The following is a 1,032-nucleotide window of genomic DNA, read 5'->3' on the forward strand; positions in this document are numbered from 1 at the left end:
TTCTTGGGTTCCGGCCGCGGGCACGCGGCCGAGGTATCGGTTCTTCAGCCGGTAGGAGTCGCCCTTCAAGGCGATGACCTCGGCGTGGTGGACGAGGCGATCAATCATGGCCGCGGCCACGACGTCGTCGCCGAAGACCTCGCCCCACCGCCCGAAGGGCTTGTTACTGGTCACGATCAGCGAGGCCCGCTCGTAGCGGGAGGACACCAGCTGGAAGAACAGGTTCGCGGCCTCGGACTCGAAGGGGATGTAGCCGACCTCGTCGATGACCAGCAGCGGGATCCGGGCCAGCTTGCGCAGCTCCGCCTGCAGCACCCCGGATTGGTGGGCGCCGGCCAGGCGATCGACCCACTCGGCGGCGGTGGCGAAGAGCACCCGGTGCCCGGCCTGGCAGGCCCGGATGGCGATGCCGGTGGCCAGATGCGTCTTGCCCGTGCCCGGGGGCCCGAGGAAGACCACGTTGTCCTTGGCCGCGACGAAGTCCAAGGTGCCCAGATGCGCGATCTGCTCCCGGCGCAGCCCGCGGGCGTGGTCGAAATCGAAGTCTTCCAGTCCCTTGCGGGCCGGGAACCGGGCGGCCCGGATGCGGCCCTCCCCGCCGTGGGCCTCCCGGGCGGCGACCTCGCGCTGCAGGCAGGCCAGCAGGAACTCCTGATGGCTCCACCCCTCGGTCTGGGCGCGCTCGAGCAACCTCGGTACGGACTCACGCAGGGTCGGGGCTTTCAGCGCCCGGGTCAGATACGCCAGCTCCGCCTCCCAGCCCCGGGCCGGTGTTCTGGTGGTCATCTCAGGCCACCCCCTCATCGACCAGGGCCTCGGCGGTGAGGGCGTCGTAGACGCTCAGATCCCGTTGCTCCACCTCGGTGGCCGCCGGCGGCACGGGCACGGCCAGCCGGCCCCGGCGCAGCGCGACCGCCGCGGCCGCATGAGCCGGGTCGGTGAAGCTCTGGTGCTTCGCCCAGGACCGGGGGTGCTCGGCCACCACGACCCCCTCGCAGGTGACCACGACCCGGTCCAGGTCCGCGGCCACCT

General features: G+C 71.7%; 2 protein-coding genes. Both read right to left on the minus strand.

Annotated features, from left to right (window positions below; genetic code table 11):
• On the minus strand, window positions 1–786 hold a 786-nt coding region (gene istB / locus ACYVM4_RS18520), incomplete at its 3' end, for an IS21-like element helper ATPase IstB (RefSeq protein WP_460669504.1).
• Between the two features lies 1 nt (window position 787).
• Window positions 788–1,032, minus strand: a 245-nt coding sequence (locus ACYVM4_RS18525; protein ID WP_460669505.1) for a Mu transposase domain-containing protein, incomplete at its 5' end; no start/stop codon positions are given.

The sequence above is a fragment of the Kocuria himachalensis genome, assembly GCF_054784195.1.